The organism is Streptomyces phyllanthi (assembly GCF_009377205.1).
Taxonomy (GTDB): Bacteria; Actinomycetota; Actinomycetes; order Streptomycetales; family Streptomycetaceae; genus Streptomyces; species Streptomyces phyllanthi.
In genome coordinates this window covers 1-14,740 of the sequence record NZ_VJZE01000213.1, presented here as the reverse complement: position 1 = coordinate 14,740, position 14,740 = coordinate 1, and the positions used below count along the sequence as shown (strand labels likewise).

Annotated in this window: 13 protein-coding genes; 5 read left to right on the top strand and 8 right to left on the bottom strand. The window is 71.7% G+C overall.

Features of this window, described 5'->3' with window-relative positions:
- Nucleotides 1-117: 117 nt before the first annotated feature.
- The 6 genes from FNH04_RS26220 to FNH04_RS26195 form a co-directional block, all read right to left on the bottom strand.
- Nucleotides 118-720, bottom strand: coding sequence for a hypothetical protein (locus FNH04_RS26220; RefSeq protein ID WP_322723905.1), 603 nt, complete (start codon nucleotides 718-720; stop codon nucleotides 118-120).
- Nucleotides 707-2,275: a substrate-binding and vWA domain-containing protein gene (locus tag FNH04_RS26215; RefSeq protein WP_152788258.1), complete on the bottom strand. Its 1,569-nt coding sequence runs from the start codon at nucleotides 2,273-2,275 to the stop codon at nucleotides 707-709. The genes FNH04_RS26220 and FNH04_RS26215 overlap by 14 nt, the downstream gene beginning before the upstream one ends.
- Nucleotides 2,272-3,453: a toxic anion resistance protein gene (locus FNH04_RS26210; protein WP_152788257.1), complete on the bottom strand. Its 1,182-nt coding sequence runs from the start codon at nucleotides 3,451-3,453 to the stop codon at nucleotides 2,272-2,274. The genes FNH04_RS26215 and FNH04_RS26210 overlap by 4 nt, the downstream gene beginning before the upstream one ends.
- A 17-nt stretch (nucleotides 3,454-3,470) precedes the next feature.
- On the bottom strand, nucleotides 3,471-4,544 hold the full coding sequence (locus FNH04_RS26205; RefSeq protein ID WP_322723903.1) for a substrate-binding domain-containing protein: 1,074 nt from the start codon (nucleotides 4,542-4,544) through the stop codon (nucleotides 3,471-3,473).
- Between the two features lie 667 nt (nucleotides 4,545-5,211).
- Nucleotides 5,212-5,634, bottom strand: coding sequence for an SCO4983 family protein (locus FNH04_RS26200; protein ID WP_152788256.1), 423 nt, complete (start codon nucleotides 5,632-5,634; stop codon nucleotides 5,212-5,214).
- A 99-nt stretch (nucleotides 5,635-5,733) separates the two neighbouring features.
- Entirely contained in the window at nucleotides 5,734-6,945 is a 1,212-nt protein-coding gene (locus tag FNH04_RS26195) for a pyridoxal phosphate-dependent aminotransferase (RefSeq protein WP_152788255.1), read from the bottom strand.
- Between the two features lie 125 nt (nucleotides 6,946-7,070).
- Between FNH04_RS26195 and FNH04_RS26190 the strand changes: the two genes are divergently transcribed.
- Both FNH04_RS26190 and FNH04_RS26185 read left to right on the top strand, forming a co-directional pair.
- Nucleotides 7,071-7,940 carry a hypothetical protein gene (locus FNH04_RS26190; RefSeq protein WP_152788254.1) on the top strand — a complete coding sequence of 290 codons (870 nt, stop codon included), beginning with the start codon at nucleotides 7,071-7,073 and terminating at the stop codon, nucleotides 7,938-7,940.
- A 239-nt stretch (nucleotides 7,941-8,179) separates the two neighbouring features.
- Nucleotides 8,180-9,124 (top strand): trypsin-like serine peptidase, encoded by a 945-nt coding sequence (locus tag FNH04_RS26185; protein ID WP_152788253.1) that lies wholly within the window; start codon nucleotides 8,180-8,182, stop codon nucleotides 9,122-9,124.
- A gap of 19 nt (nucleotides 9,125-9,143) precedes the next feature.
- Here FNH04_RS26185 and FNH04_RS26180 read toward each other — a convergent pair whose 3' ends face one another.
- Both FNH04_RS26180 and FNH04_RS26175 read right to left on the bottom strand, forming a co-directional pair.
- Nucleotides 9,144-10,763 carry an N-acyl-D-amino-acid deacylase family protein gene (locus tag FNH04_RS26180; RefSeq protein WP_322723901.1) on the bottom strand — a complete coding sequence of 540 codons (1,620 nt, stop codon included), beginning with the start codon at nucleotides 10,761-10,763 and terminating at the stop codon, nucleotides 9,144-9,146.
- A gap of 8 nt (nucleotides 10,764-10,771) precedes the next feature.
- On the bottom strand, nucleotides 10,772-12,082 hold the full coding sequence (locus FNH04_RS26175; protein WP_152788252.1) for an amino acid deaminase: 1,311 nt from the start codon (nucleotides 12,080-12,082) through the stop codon (nucleotides 10,772-10,774).
- Between the two features lie 190 nt (nucleotides 12,083-12,272).
- Between FNH04_RS26175 and FNH04_RS26170 the strand changes: the two genes are divergently transcribed.
- From FNH04_RS26170 to FNH04_RS26160, 3 genes are read left to right on the top strand one after another with little or no spacing between them, the layout of a single operon-like run.
- A complete protein-coding gene (locus tag FNH04_RS26170; protein ID WP_152788259.1) occupies nucleotides 12,273-13,412 on the top strand; it encodes a sugar kinase in 1,140 nt (379 codons plus the stop codon).
- The gene (locus tag FNH04_RS26165; RefSeq protein WP_152788251.1) at nucleotides 13,409-14,170 is read left to right on the top strand and encodes an IclR family transcriptional regulator; all 762 of its coding nucleotides are present in this window, start codon (nucleotides 13,409-13,411) and stop codon (nucleotides 14,168-14,170) included. The genes FNH04_RS26170 and FNH04_RS26165 overlap by 4 nt, the downstream gene beginning before the upstream one ends.
- 51 nt (nucleotides 14,171-14,221) lie before the next feature.
- A complete protein-coding gene (locus FNH04_RS26160) occupies nucleotides 14,222-14,632 on the top strand; it encodes a RidA family protein (RefSeq protein ID WP_152788250.1) in 411 nt (136 codons plus the stop codon).
- Nucleotides 14,633-14,740 lie beyond the last annotated feature (108 nt).

Genomic DNA, 14,740 nt, shown 5'->3' with positions numbered 1-14,740 from the left:
CCACCCGGGTGAGCCCCACCCCGGTGAGCACGACCCCGGGTCCGGCCGTCCGGACCCGGGGCCCGAGCCATGTCCGCACCCGGCCCATGTCCCGCACCCCGGCCCATGTCCCGCGTCTCAGCCGGACCGGTCCTCCAGATACCGCGTGTGCGACTCCTGCCTCCGTGCCTCGATATCGCGGAGGGTGGCCGCCAGTCGCTCGAACTCCTCGTGGAGGAGGGTGAGCTGACGCTCCAGATGGCGCTCCGGAGGTTCGGTGCCCGGAGTCAGACGCGTCCACCAGCGGGTCCGTACGAAGGTGTCGACCGCCTCGGGGACGTCCTGCCGTACCGCCCGGGACAGCGCGTGCACGCCCTCCGGGTCCCGGGCGAGGATCTCTGCGACCCAGCCGGGGTCGAGAAGCGCCGTGAGCAGGTCGGTCAGCTCGGTGAGACGGCCGGAGGCGGCGGGCGGCAGCTCGATGTCCGCCAGATAGTCGCGGAGCCTGCCGAAGTCGGCCCGTACCTCGTCGAGCTGGGCGGAGGGGTCCGGGAAGTCCGGCAGCGGCGGCCGCTCGGGCGGGGCGAGCAGAGCGCCGGCGCCGTACAGACCCGCGACCACCACCGGCCAGTACGCGCCCGCGACCCCGGTGAAGGTCAGCGCGAGCCCGGCGACTCCGAGGGCGCTGCCCGTGAGGTTCTTACGGGACTCCAGGTACCCGAGGAACTTACTGGTAGCCACGGATCTCCTCGAAGGCGCCGTCCAGCGAGCCCTGCCGGGCGTCGAAGAGGCGGCCGCCGGTCAGGTCGGCGATGTGCTCCAGCTCGGCCCTGTCGGAATCGCCGAACAGGATGGGGAAGACCGGGACGTCCCGCTGGGCGCCGGTGAGCCCGTCGTGGAAGTCCTCGAACTCCTCGGGGCTCGCGCCCTCCGTGTTCTCGCCGTCCGTCATCAGCACGATCGACGTGAACGTGTCGCGTTCGGCGGCGCCGAGGTGCTCGTAGGCCTTCTCCAGCGAGGTGTAGATCGCGGTGTCGCCGGAGGCGCTGAGCGCCCGTGTGTCCTCGCGGATGCCGTCGAGCCCGGTCTCCGGGTCCCCGGGCCGTACGACATGGGTCCGCACACTCTTCACATCCGACCCGAACGGCATCAGCGTCACCTCCTCCCGGTCGCGGAAGTCGCTGGTCAGCGCGGTGAGCGCGGTCTTCAGCCGGTCGAGGCGGCCGCCCTCCATCGAGCCCGAGGTGTCCAGGACGTACACGGTCCGCGAGGGGCGGCGCAGCTCGTTGTCGTACGCGTCGAGCAGCCCGTCGGCGACGGAACGGCTGCCCGGGAAGGGCAGTTCGCGGCGCCTGCCCGGGTCGAGTCCGGTCGCGGGCGGTACGGAGGCGACGACCGGGCGGCGCAGGGTGCGCTCGGTGATCAGCCGCTGGACCGCCGGGGTGCGCAGGGCGTCGGTGAAGCGGCGGACGTCGTCGCGGACCTCCTTGCTCGTGGACGCGAGCGAGGAGAGCGGGTAGTCGGCGGTGACGACCCCGTCGCGGGGGCGGATCACCGTCAGGTCCTTGCGGCCCTGCAGCACCGACTCGTAGTTCAGCAGCGCGTCGATGTCCCCGCGCCGGTCGTACGCCTCGGCCAGCCAGCCCGACGATCCCGAGGTCAGCTGCTGCCCCTCGAAGAACTCCTTCAGCTTCGGCGTTGCCTTCCGCACATCCGCGTCCGTGAGCGCGGACTGGGCGCCGGACAGGCCCGACGCCACCGAGACGAGCGTGGAGAAGCCGGAGTTGGAGCGTGAGGGGTCGGTCATGCCGTACGTCAGCCTGCCGTCCGCCACGGCCTCGTGGATGTCCGGCCAGGTGACGTCCTCCGGCTTCCAGCCCAGCTTCCGTACGGTGTCCGGCTTCACGCCGATCGCGACCGGGCTAGACATCACCGGTGTCTCGGACACGATCTGCCGGGCGGCCTCGGGCCGCAGGCGCAGATAGTCGTTGGAGGAGAGCCAGACGGCGTCGTACCTGCCCTTGGCGCGGCCCCCGGCGAGCAGGGCGACCGCGTCGAGGGTGCCCATGTAGGTCGGGCGGATCCTGATGCCGGTGTCCTTCTCCACCCGCTGCCACACCGGTGTCATGTCGGCGAGTTCGCTGGAGGCGAGGACGCGCAGGGTGCCGGGGACGGGCTCGTGGGACTCGCCCGGCGTCCGCTCCTCGGGCGTGCAGGCGGTCAGCAGGGCGGCCGCCGCCGCGAGGGCGCCGACGAGTGCCGTCGTACGCCGTCCCGTGCTTGTCGTACGTCTCATCCGAGTCCTCCTTCCAGCGCGCCCTGCGACCGGCTGCGCTCCAGGTACGCGGTGGCGTGCTGGAGTTCGGAGGTGAGCGACTCGACAGTGGCGGCCATCGTCTCGGTGGCCTGGACCTTGTAGGTGTCGATGGCGTCGAGCGTGCGGTAGATCTGCTGGAACGCCGACCTGAGGGTCTCCGCGCCGACGGCCGGGTCGGCGGCGATGCGCTGGATCTCACCGCTCTGCGTGGCGAGCATCTCGGCGTTGCCGCGGATCAGGTCCTCCGTGGTGCCGCGCAGGGCGTTCACCTGGTCGACGACCTTGCGCTGGTTGTCGAGCGCCGAAGCGAGCATCACGGAGATCCGCAGGGCGGACACGGTGGTCGTGGCGGCCCGGTCGACGCCCTTGATCAGCTCGTCGTTGTTGCGCCGGACGACGTCCATGGCCAGATAGCCCTGGGCGCAGACGGCGAGCTGGGTGAGCAGGTCCTGGTGCTTCTGGCGGACGGGGAACAGGACGTCCGCGCGCAGGGTGTCGGCCTGGGCGGGATCCGTGGCCCCCACGTCCGCGATGTGCTGCTCGACCGCGTCGTCCAGGGCCTGGGTCAGTACGACGTACTCCTGGAGCTTGCCCATCGTCTCCCAGAGCCGGACACGCTCGGTCTGCAGCGCCGCGTTGTCGCGCCGCAGCTCGTCCTGACCGCCCCGCAGGGAGCCCACGATCCGGTTCAGGGTGCCCTGCGCGGAGGCGTACCTGGCGACGTGGTCGCGCAGCTTGTTGCCGCCCGGCAGCCGGGACAGGAACTTCCGCCCCCGGCTCGCGGGCAGGTCGCGCGGGTCCAGGTCCTCGACCACCCGCCGGAGTTCGACGAGCGAGCCCGCCACCTGGGACTGGGCGTCCCCGCCCTTGGACGGCAGGCTGCGGACGGTGCGCTCCAGCATGCGGTTGGACTGCGCGGCCGCGGTCCGCATCTCGCCGGAGCCGAGCCCGGTGATCTCCCCGACCCGGCCGGCGAACTCGGGCGAGCGGGCGTCGAGCGAGGCGAGCCCCCGAACGTACTCGGAGGCCTTCCGCGTCATGTCGGCCCGTACGGACTCCTCCACGGGCACGAGCCCGGCGGCCTTCTCACGCGGCACCGGCGCGACGGGCTCCGGCGGGGTGAGCGTGAAGGTGTTGCTGCTGTCTTCGCTGGTCATGGTGGTGGTTCCCCCGTTCATCCGCGCGCCCGGCGCGTCATCTCGTGCAGCACCTCGGAGGTGGGCACGGGCGCCTGCCGGACACCGGTCAGTTGCTGCTTGAGATAGGTGGTGCGCCCGGTCGTGGCCGCCGCGAACTCCGTGCCCCCGCCCTGCGGACGGAATCCGTGCCGTACGGCGAGCTTGCGCAGCGCGGGATCCTCGCTGAGGAGTTCGCCCAGCGCACGGCCCTCCTTAGTGAGGGGGACGACGGTGTGGTCGCTGTTGGCCGTGGTGTCCGGGTAGAGGACGACCAGGTCGCCGACCTCCTGTCCCTGGGCGAGCAGCGCGGCGACCTGCGACTCGTACACCAGCACCAGCGGGTTGCCTGCCCCGCTGACGAAGTCCCGGAACGCCGCGTCCGAGCTCGGCTGCTGGGCCCCCTGCACCTGGATCAGCTTGCGCATCAGGGGCGCGGTCCGCTCCACGGCGGCGGTGTCCGAGGCCACGCGTCCGCCGTCGGCGACGTACGAGGCCGCGGCGAGGTACAGCGCGCCCGAGTTGGAGGCGGCCGGGTCGGTGGTGGCGATGTAGAGGGTGCCGGTCAGCTCCCCGTACTTGGCGGCGCCCTTGAGCTGCTGCCAGGTGCGGTCGTCCTCGGCGGCCTTCAGATAGGCGCCCATGTCGAGGGTGCCGCTGCTTCCCTTCAGCTCGGCCAGCCCGTTCTGCCGCAGCACCTCGGCGGCACCGCGGTGGGCCACGACGACGAGGGGCGAGTAGAAGGGCCTGGGCAGGGGCTTGCGGGCGCGGTACTTGGCGGCGAGCTCCTCGGCGGGCGCCTGACTGGACGGGAAGGCGAAGTCGTAGCCCTTGAGGTCCAGTCCCTCCATGGCCCAGGACCCGGACGTCTCCGTCTTCACGGTGTAGCCCTTGGCAGCGAGGGCCTTCACCACCTCCGGGTCGGCGAAGAACTCCGCCTTCTCCGACCCGATCACTCCTCGCACGGTCTTCGTTGCCGTGCTCGTGTCCTGCTCTTCGCGTCCCGCCACGACGGCCGCCACCACGCCGCCGAGCAACAGGACCGCCAGGACGATTCCTGCGATACGTCTCACACCGCGGAGCGTGCTCCCGGAAGGCGAAGTTCCCGGCGTGATGCGGTGAACGGGCGGTGACGAGCCGATCCCGGTATGAAACCGGAATATCCCGCTCCATCGGTCGTCGATCGCTGATTGCGGATGTGTCGGGCGGGTACCCGGTCGGCTCGTACGGACGAAGGCTTACGGACGAAGACTCACGAACGAGGACTTACGGACGAAGGTTCGCGTACGGACGAAGGTTCGCGACGGAAGGGGTGAGCCCCATGGCCGGCGGCGATTTCTCCCCACGCGACCGCCCCGAGGAGCCCCGTCAGGGTGGCGTATGGCCGCTCTGGCTCGTGGTTCTCCTGCTTCTGGCCGTTTTCGTCGTCCTGATGGTTCTGCTGGGCTGAGCCGCTCAGGGGGCGACAGCTCAGGGCGACGCCGTGTCGCGACGACGGCGACGCGGCCCGACGTGGGGCGCCGGGGTTGTGACGGGCCCCGGCGTCCCGCCGTGTGCGGGCCGTACGGTCCGGGACCGTACGGCGAACGTCGGTTCGGGACCGTACGGCGAACGTCGGTTCGGGACCGTACGGCGAACGCGGTGCTGCCGTGGCGCCCGGTCCGCGCGTCGCTGCGGGTGCACGCGGACCGGGGCCGATCACGGGAGCCCGGCCGACAGCGGGCCGGTGTGTGGGGGGCGTCAGCCGGTGGTGCTCAGCTCGCGCTGATCGGCCAGTGCCGCGGCGTGCGCGTCCATGCGTTCGGCGGAGAGGATCGCGGCCGCCGTGTCGGCGCGGGAGGCGGCGACGACCAGGGCGCGGCCCGCGAGGGTGTGCGCGCGCCGGTGGAGTGCCGGGGTGTGCGGATCGTGGGCGGCGGGCACCGACGACCGTACGGGCGGTCGGCCTCCCCGCAGCCGGGCCACCTGCTGGGACAGCCGCTCCGCGGCCGCGTCGAGGTCGTCGGACGGCGCCAGCCCGCGCAACTCGTCCGTCACGGCCAGCAGGGCCGCGAGATGGCCCGCGAGCTGGATGTCCAGCTCCTCCTCGCGCGAGCGGTGGGGGAAGTCGGGGGTGGTGCCGGCCATCGTGTGGACCGACTTGGTGCGGATCGGCTCGTACATGGGATGGCCTCCAAGCTGTCGTCCGTCCAGCCTACCTTAGAACTCGTCTAAAGTTGAGTGGAGTCCGAAAGTGTTGGCGGCGGTGCGGCCGTGGCGGCGCTACGGCTGGCTGTAGCCGTCCAGGAAGTTCCCGATCCGGGTGATCGCCGACGTCAGGTCCGCCACCGTCGGCAGCGTCACCACACGGAAGTGGTCGGGTGCGGGCCAGTTGAAGCCCGTGCCCTGGACGACCATGATCTTCTCGCGGCGCAGCAGGTCCAGGACCATCCGGCGGTCGTCCTTGATCTTGAAGACCTGCGGGTCCAGACGCGGGAAGAGGTAGAGCGCGCCCTTCGGCTTCACGCAGCTCACGCCCGGGATCCGGGTCAGCAGTTCGTGCGCCACGTCCCGCTGCTCCTTCAGGCGCCCGCCCGGCAGGACCAGGTCGTTGATCGTCTGGCGCCCGCTCAGGGCGGCGACCACGCCGTGCTGTCCCGGCATGTTCGCGCACAGCCGCATGTTCGCGAGGATCGTCAGGCCCTCGATGTAGGAGTCGGCGTGCGCCCGCGGGCCGGAGATCGACATCCAGCCGACCCGGTATCCCGCGACCCGGTAGGCCTTCGACATGCCGTTGAAGGTGAGTGTCAGCAGATCGGGGGCGATCGAGGCCGTGGGGCGGTGCGTGGCGCCGTCGTACAGGATCTTGTCGTAGATCTCGTCCGAGCAGACCAGCAGGTTGTGGCGGCGCGCGATGTCCGTCATTCCGCGCACCACCGCCTCGTCGTATACCGCGCCCGTGGGGTTGTTCGGGTTGATGATGACGATGGCCTTGGTGCGGTCGGTGACCTTCCGCTCGATGTCGGCGAGGTCGGGCATCCAGTCGGACTGCTCGTCGCAGTGGTAGTGCACCGCCGTACCGCCCGACAGCGAGACCGCCGCCGTCCACAGTGGATAGTCCGGCGACGGCACAAGGACCTCGTCGCCGTCGTCGAGCAGGCCCTGCATCGCCATGACGATGAGCTCGGACACGCCGTTGCCGATGAAGACGTGCTCGACGTCCGTCTCTATGCCGAGCGTCTGGTTGTGCATGACGACCGCCCGGCGCGCGGCCAGCAGGCCCTTCGCGTCGCCGTACCCGTGGGCCGACGACACGTTCCGGAGGATGTCCTCGAGGATCTCCTGCGGGCACTCGAAGCCGAACGCCGCCGGATTGCCGGTGTTGAGCTTGAGGATGCGGTGCCCCGCCGCCTCGAGCCGCATCGCCTCCTCGAGCACCGGGCCCCGGATCTCGTAACAGACGTTGGCGAGCTTCGTCGACTGGATCACCTGCATGTCCGTGAGCTTACGGCCCGGTATCGCGTCACGTGGCGTGTTTTCCGCCACGTGGGGAGACCGCTATGGGTCCATATGCGCCTCCACTGTCGCACTGACCTCATTGGTCCCTACAATGCGCCGTCATGTCCAGCCGCCCTCAGTACGACAACGGGATACAGCACGTGAATCCGGCGACCGGGATGAACGAAACCAGCGGCGCGAACGGCGCGTACCGGGAGAGCGGGGAGCTCCACGGTCCACCGAACGTGTACCACCCGTACGGCGACGCCCGGCCGGCTCCCGCGTACGACGGCTACACGGACCCGGCGGCCGCGCACGGCTGGCAGAACGCGTACGACGAGACGGTGCAGATGGAGGCCGTCGCGGCCGGCTCCGACACGGACGGCCACGTAGACGGCTACGCGGGCGGCTCCGTGGACGGATACGCGGACGGCTACGCGGGCGGCGGCCCCGTCGAGGACGGCGGTTCCGCCGACCACGGCGGTTCCGCCGACCACGGCGGTCCCGTCGATCACGGCGGTCCCGTCGATCACGGCGCGGCCCCCGCCGGCCGGAGCGGGCACCGGAGGCGGCGGGACGGGCGGCGCCGGGTTCTGGTCGCCGGCGGGGCCGGTGCCGCCGCCGTGGCCGCTCTCGTCGCCGTGGGAGTCGGGCTCTTCGCGTCCGGCTCCTCGGGCCAGGAGGACCGGGAGGCCCCGGGGACGCAGGAGTCCGTTCCGGCCTCCGGGCGCCCGGAGGAGACCGGCTCGCCCGGCGAGGCGGCGGACCGTTCGTCCGGCGCGTCCTCGAAGGCGTCGCCCGGCTCCTCGGACGGCGCGTCGAGGAGTTCCTCCCCTGACGCGGACGCCTCCGGATCGGAGAAGACCGGCTCCACCTCCGGCGGGGAGGAGTCCTCGGCCCCCGCCGCCTCCGCCACCACGGCCGACCCGGACAGGGGCAACCCCGGCAACGGCCAGGGCCGTGGCCAAGGTGCGACCAAAGGGCCCAAGTAAGGGAGATCGTCGGGAGGTTCGGTAACGGAGGACCTCCGGGGATTCGGGGGTGGAGGAGAGTGGGCCCTCCAACTCCCGGCTTACGGCGTTCCGTTGCCCGAGCCGACCCCCCATGGCCGGAGATCGTCCGTCCGAATACTCTCCTTGCTCACCCCTCTCGCGCCCCTCACAATGCGCATGACAAAACTGTGGTGATCGGAAACCTCTCCGTCACCCACGTCGCAAGAGGGGACCCCCACATGAGAAAACCTCTCGTCGCCGCCGCCTGCGCTCTGGTGATGGCCGGAGCGGGCGCGGCACCCGCGCTCGCCGCGGACGCGCCCGCGGCCACCGCACCGGGCAAGGCCGCCCCGGGCAAGAGCGTGGACACGGACACACTCACGTCCACCGTCAGGGACGTGGTCACGTCCACCTCGGCGACCGTGGGACGGGTCACCGCGCCGTCGGCCCAGGCCGTCGACTTCGCCGGCACCGTCTCGCTCAGCAACTGCTCCGGCTCGGTCGTGCGCATGCCCGCCTCCGAGGACGACGACCCGGCGCTCGTGATGACCAACGGCCACTGTCTGGAGTCCGGCTTCCCGGAGCCCGGTGAGGTCGTCGTCGACCAGGCCTCCAGCCGCACCTTCGGTCTGCTCAACTCCGCCGGCACCCGTGTCGCCACCCTGCGCGCCAGCAAGATCGCGTACGGCACGATGACCGACTCGGACGTCGCGCTGTACCAGCTCACCACCACGTACGCGCAGATCAAGAGCTCCTACGGCATCAGCGCGCTGACCCTCAACGACACGCACCCCACCGCCGGGACCGCCATCAAGGTCGTCTCCGGCTACTGGAAGCGGATCTACAGCTGCAACGTCGACGGGTTCGCGTACCGCCTCAAGGAGGGCGACTGGACCTGGAAGGACTCGCTCCGCTACACCTCCGCCTGCAACACCATCGGCGGGACCTCCGGCTCCCCGGTCGTCGACGACGCCACCGGCAAGGTCGTCGCCGTGAACAACACGGGCAACGAGGACGGCGAGCGCTGCACGGTCAACAACCCGTGCGAGGTCGACGAGAGCGGCAACGTGACGGTCCGCCAGGGCATCAACTACGCCCAGGAGACCTACCAGATCCCCGCCTGCTTCGGGCTCGACAACAAGCTCGACCTGAGCCGCAGCGGTTGCGTGCTGCCCAAGCCGTGACCCCGGGCGGGGCGGGCGGTCACGTCGTTCGGCGGACCGCCTGCCCCGCCAGCACGTCCGTACGACGGCCGTCCTCGATCACGAACCGGCCGTCGACGAGGACGTACGGGATGCCCACCGGCAGCGTGCGCGGAGCCTCGAACGTCGAACCGGCCGCCACGGCCTGAGGATCGAAGAGAACCAGGTCGGCGCGGTACCCCTCGCGCACCAGCCCCCGGTCGGACAGTCCGAGCCGGGCGGCGGGGCGCGAGGTCAGATGGGCCACGCACTCCTCCAGCGACAGCACGCCCAACTCCCGTACGTACCGCCCGAGATACTGCGGGAACGTCCCGTACGCGCGCGGATGCGGCTTGGCGCCCTGCAGGATGCCGTCGGAGCCGCCCGTGTGCACCCGGTGCCGCATGATCGTACGGACGTTCTCCTCGTGGCCCACGTGCTGGAGGATCGTCGAGCCGAGCCGGTCGGCGAGGAGGAGACGGCGGGCGGTGGTCCAGGGGGTCTCGCCGCGCTCGTCGGCGGACCGCTGGACGGTTCTGCCGACGTAGGGCGTGAGAGCCGGGTCGCTCACCCCCGATATCTCGATGGTGTCCCACTCGATGGGCACGCCGTGGCAGCCGTCCGCCCCCACGACCTCCATGTGGTGCCGGATCCGCTCGGCGGTGTCCCCGTCCTCCAGCCGGGCGAGGACGGCCTCGGGCCCGCCCTCGCTCGCCCAGCTCGGCAGCATGGCCACGAGCGTCGTGCAGCCCGGGGTGTACGGGTAGGTGTCGAGCGTGATGTCGGCGCCGTCGTCGAGCGCCTCGTCGAGCAGGGACAGCAACTCGGGTGCCCGGCCCTTGTTCACACCGAAGTTCATGGTGGCGTGCGCGAGATGGAGGGGGCAGCCCGCCTCCCGCGTCAGGGCGACCATCTCCTCGTACGCCTGAAGCGCCCCCGCCCCGTACGACCGGTGGTGCGGGCAGTAGTAGCCGCCGTGCTTGCCCACCACCCGGCACAGCTCGGTGAGTTCGGCGTCCTTCGCGTACATGCCGGGCGTGTACGTCAGCCCGGACGACATGCCGACGGCTCCCTCGCGCATCCCGTCGGCCACCAACCGCCGCATCCGGTCCAGCTCTTCGGGCGTCGGCTCGCGGTCCTCCCAGCCCATGGCGAGCATGCGGACGGTGCCCTGCGGGACCAGGTACGCCGCGTTGACCGCGATGCCCTCGCCGTCGAAGCCGTGGTCGAGCCGGTCCAGGTACTCGCCGACGGACCGCCAGGTGAAGTCGATGTCGTCGCCGTGGCCGTTCCACCCGGTGATGGTTCTGCGGACCTCGGCGAGGGTCCGGTCGTCGACCGGAGCGTACGACAGCCCGTCCTGGCCGATCACTTCGAGCGTGACCCCCTGCGCGGCCTTCGCCGTGTGCTCGGGGTCCCGCAGCAGGGCGAGGTCGCTGTGGGCGTGCATGTCGACGAACCCGGGGGCCAGGACGAGCCCCTCGGCGTCCAGCACCCGGCGCGCGGTCGGCCGCTGGCAGCCCGCCGCCCACGCCTCCTTCACGATCGAGACGATCCGGCCGCCCTCGACCGCCACATCGGCCCGGTACGCGAGGCCACCACTGCCGTCGACGACGTCCGCGTCACGGATGACGAGATCCACGAGGCCTCCTAGAAGAACGTCCGGACGTAGTCCACGACCGTGCCGTCCGCTTCCACCACCGGGACGAGCTGCCACTTGTCGAAGGACGTGCAGGGGTGGGAGAGGCCGAGACCCAGCCAGTCGCCCACCCGGAGGTCCGCCTCCGGGGTCGTACCGATCCAGGCGTGCTGGTCGGAGAGGGAGGTGACCGTGATGCCGGTCGCGGGGTGCTCGGCGCCGTCGCGGCGGACCACCTCGACGGTGGGAAGGTCCAGGTCGTACGCCGCGTCCCGCTTGCCCGCGTTGGCGAAGGCCTGCTCGGGGGAGGGGCGGGAGACCACCTGGGCCCACAGGCGGAAGGCGGAGCGGAGGGCGCCCTCCTCGGGCACGCGGTTGAACGGGGTCACCCGGCGGTAGTGGCCCACGTCGTGCGAGACGTACGCCCCCGACCGCAGCAACTTCAGGACGGGCAGCGAGAGTTCGGGAAGCTCCGCGAAGACGTCCGCCACCGCGTCGAACCAGGCGCTGCCGCCCGCGCTCACCACGATCTCGTCCAGCCCCGCGAACCGCCCCGCCTTGTCGAAGTCCACCGCCAGCGCGGTCAGCCGCCGCAGCCAGGCCCGCACCCGCTCCGGGTCCGCCCGGGGCACCTCGCCCTCGTACCCCGCCACGCCCACCAGCCGCAGCGTCGGTACGGCCGCCACCGCGTCCGCCACCGCCGCGCACTCCGCCTCCGTACGCACCCCCGTGCGCGCCCCCTCGCCCGCGGCCAGCTCGACGACCACGTCCAGGGGCCGGGACGCGAGGCCCCGCAGCGCCGCGTCCATCAGCTCGACCCCGCGTACGGAGTCGACGTAGCAGACCAGCCGGAAGGAGGGGTCGGCGTCCAGCTCCGCGGCGATCCAGCGCAGCGCCGCCGCGTCGACCACCTCGTTCGCGAGGAAGATCCGCCCGATCCCGAACTCCCGTGCCACCCGCACCTGATGGGGCACCGCCAGCGTGATGCCCCACGCGCCCCGGTCGATCTGCTGCCGGAACAGCTGCGGGGCCATGGACGTCTTGCCGTGCGGCGCGAACGCGAGGCCGTGGCGGGCCGCGTACGCCTCCATGAGCGCGAGGTTGTGCTCCAGACGCTCGGCGGAGAGGGCGAGCACCGGGGTGGTGAAGCCGCCGGTGAAGAGGTTGCGCCGCTCGGCCGCGAGCTCGGCGACGGTCAGTCCGGCGGCGTCCGGGGGAAGGCCCTTGAAACGGTGGCCGACGCGCTCGGTGGCCAGACGGGCGAGGGCCTCGGTCCGGACATCCGGCGCATCCGGTACATCGGTACTGGCTTCCCTGCCCATGGAGCCTCCCTGATCAGGTCAATTGCGATATGTGCAACGGTCATTGCGTATGTCGCTGCCAGCTGTCTAACATCCCAGCCAACACCGGGTCAACGGAGCCGCCGACCCGGCAGCCCACCTCGCCGGACAAGGAGCCCGTGTGACCACCGACCGACCCGCCGCCGTCGACGTGGTCGCGCTCGGCGAGTCCATGGTCACCTTCCTTCCCTCGCGGCCGGGCCGCCTCGCCGACGTCCCGTCCTTCGAGCGGGCCATCGGGGGAGCCGAGTCCAACGTGGCGTGCGCGCTCGCCGCCGCCGGGCACACGGTCCGGTGGGTGAGCGGGGTGGGGGCCGACGGGTTCGGCGACCATCTGATCGAGGTGATCGGCGGGTACGGCGTCGACGTCTCGGCCGCACGACGCGATCCGGCGCGTCCCACGGGCGTGTACTTCCGTACGGCGGGCGACCGGGCCGGCGACGCGCACGAGGTGGCGTACTACCGGGCGGGCTCGGCGGCGTCCGCGATGGCGGTGGGGAACGTCGACCTCGCGGCGGTACGGGCGGGCCGCGTCCTGCACCTCTCCGGGATCACGGCGGCGCTGTCCGACACGTGCCTCGGCCTGCTGTGGGAACTGACCGCACCGGGGCCAAACCGGCCGCTCGTCTCCTTCGACGTCAACTTCCGCCCCAGCCTGTGGCGTGACGCCGACGGCCCCCGGGTGCTGCTCGACCTCGCCCGCCGCGCCGACATCGTGTTCGTCGGAGCCGACGAGGCGGCCGCCGCCTGGGGCATCGAGGGCGGCTCGCAGGCCGTCCGGGCCGCCCTCCCCCAGCCCCGTGTGCTGGTGGTGAAGCACGGCGCGAAGGGAGCGACCCTGTTCGAGCGGCCCCAGGGCTCGTCCGCCCGGTCGAAGGCGGTGGCCGACCACCGGTCCGTCGTGGCGGGTCGCGCCCACGCGGCGGAGCCGCATATGCCACTGCCCCGCGCCCCTTTCCGGGGCGCCACCGACGCGCCCGCGAACACCGACGGCGCGCTCACGGACGACACGATCACCTTCGTCCCCTCCCTCCACGTGGACGTCGTCGCCCCCGTGGGCGCTGGCGACGCCTTCGCCGCGGGCTTCCTGTCGGCGACACTGCGCGAACTCCCCGCGCGGGACCGCCTCCGCCACGGCCACCTCATGGCCGCCGCCGCGCTCACGGTCCCCGGCGACCTCGGCCCGGCCCCCGCCCGCGACCACGCCGACCGCCTGGCCGCGTCGGACGACGAGACCTGGGGGACACTGCGTCTCGGCCCCGGCTGGACCACAGCCGCCCTGCGGGCCGAGGAGGAGGTACACCAGCCATGAGCCAGACCGTCGACCGCGCCCTCAGCATCCTGCCGCTGCTGGCGGAGGGCCCCGCCGACCTGGGCCGGGTCGCCGACCGTCTCGGTGTCCACAAGTCCACCGCCCTGCGCCTCCTGCGCACCCTCCACGAGCACGGCCTCGTCTACCGCCAGTCCGACCAGCGCTACCGGCTCGGCGCCCGCCTCTTCGCGCTCGCCCAGGAGGCCGTGGAGAACCTCGACGTCCGGGAGATCGCCCACCCCCATCTCGTACGCCTCAACGAGGAGTGCGGCCACACCGTCCACCTCGCGGTCTACGAGGAGAACGAGGTGCTCTACATCGACAAGGTGGAGAGCCGCTACCCGGTGCGCATGTACTCCCGTATCGGCAAGCCCGTCGCCATCACCGTGGCCGCCGTGGCCAAGCTCCTCCTCGCCGACCTCCCCGAGACCGAGCGCCGCGTCCTCGCCGAGAAGCTCGACTACCCCCTCTACACGGCCCGTTCGACCCCCAACGCCCCCGCCTTCCTCAAGGAGCTGGAGCGGGTGCGCGAACAGGGCTGGGCCACCGACCTCGGCGGCCACGAGGAGTCCATCAACTGCGTTGGAGCCCCCATCCGCGGCACCGACGGCCGGGTCGTCGCCGCGATGTCGGTCTCGGCCCCGAACGTCGTCGTCACCGCCGACGAACTCCTCACCCTGCTCCCGCTGGTGCGCCGCACGGCCGAGGCCATCAGCCGCGAGTACTCGGGTAGGACCCCGGCGAAGGACCCCGTGTGAAACCGAGAAGGCACAGGGATGCCGTATGACCGAGAAGGTAAGGGACGCCGTATGACGGAGAAGATCGCGCTCACCCCGAAGACCCACACCACCCCGCCCGCGAAGTTCTCGCACGGTGTGAGGAAGGGGAACATCCTCCAGGTCGCCGGCCAGGTCGGTTTCCTGCCCGCCGAGGAGGGCATGCCCCCCACGCCCGCCGGACCCACCCTGCGCGAGCAGACCCTCCAGACCCTCGACAACGTCAAGGCGATCCTCGAAGAGGGCGGCGCCGGCTGGGACGACGTGATGATGATCCGCGTCTACCTCACGGACGTGGACCACTTCGCCGAGATGAACGGCATCTACAACACGTACTTCGAGGAGCAGGGCCTCACCCGGCCGCCCGCCGCCCGGACCACCGTGTACGTCGGCCTCCCCGCGGGCCTCCTCATCGAGATCGACGCCCTGGCCGTACTCGGCTGACGCCTCCTCGGTTCCCGTACCCCGTACGTCTCACGGCGCGGGCGCCCTCCTCACGGGGTGCCGTGCCGCGATCCCCCTGCCCGAAAGCCCCACGGCCCCAGGAAAAGG

Coding starts and splice junctions, on each gene's coding strand:
- FNH04_RS26215 (WP_152788258.1), bottom strand. CDS start 2,275: ATGAGACGTACGACAAGCACGGGACGGCGTACGACGGCACTCGTCGGC.
- FNH04_RS26210 (WP_152788257.1), bottom strand. CDS start 3,453: ATGACCAGCGAAGACAGCAGCAACACCTTCACGCTCACCCCGCCGGAG.
- FNH04_RS26200 (WP_152788256.1), bottom strand. CDS start 5,634: ATGTACGAGCCGATCCGCACCAAGTCGGTCCACACGATGGCCGGCACC.
- FNH04_RS26195 (WP_152788255.1), bottom strand. CDS start 6,945: ATGCAGGTGATCCAGTCGACGAAGCTCGCCAACGTCTGTTACGAGATC.
- FNH04_RS26190 (WP_152788254.1), top strand. CDS start 7,071: ATGTCCAGCCGCCCTCAGTACGACAACGGGATACAGCACGTGAATCCG.
- FNH04_RS26185 (WP_152788253.1), top strand. CDS start 8,180: ATGAGAAAACCTCTCGTCGCCGCCGCCTGCGCTCTGGTGATGGCCGGA.
- FNH04_RS26175 (WP_152788252.1), bottom strand. CDS start 12,082: ATGGGCAGGGAAGCCAGTACCGATGTACCGGATGCGCCGGATGTCCGG.
- FNH04_RS26170 (WP_152788259.1), top strand. CDS start 12,273: ATGGTCACCTTCCTTCCCTCGCGGCCGGGCCGCCTCGCCGACGTCCCG.
- FNH04_RS26165 (WP_152788251.1), top strand. CDS start 13,409: ATGAGCCAGACCGTCGACCGCGCCCTCAGCATCCTGCCGCTGCTGGCG.
- FNH04_RS26160 (WP_152788250.1), top strand. CDS start 14,222: ATGACGGAGAAGATCGCGCTCACCCCGAAGACCCACACCACCCCGCCC.